Raw genomic sequence first — 271 nt, forward strand, 5'->3', positions numbered from 1 at the left:
GTACGAACTTACAATAATAATAGACAGGCAGCATAGAGGAGGGAATAGCGTGAGGAAGGTTATTGGGTGGTCGCTTTTTTTGTACGTTGGGTTTGCATTGCTTATATATTGGTATTTATTTGGATGGAATCATGAACTTATTCCGGACATGTATAAAGGAACGAGTGCAGATCCAGAAACGTTTATGAATGCAAGAGAGCTTACGCTAAGCCAAGATTATTCGCGCGTGAAAAATTTACTGTACTTTTTAGCGACGCCTCTGGAATGGATT

General features: G+C 39.9%; 1 pseudogene. It reads left to right on the forward strand.

The annotated features are described in order from the left end of the window. Positions 1-49 precede the first annotated feature (49 nt). Positions 50-271: pseudogene (locus SB658_RS24125) on the forward strand (M48 family metallopeptidase); the annotation flags it as partial.

Origin of the sequence: Bacillus sp. SIMBA_008 (assembly GCF_046535495.1) — a bacterium.
Lineage (GTDB): Bacteria > Bacillota > Bacilli > Bacillales > Bacillaceae > Bacillus > Bacillus subtilis.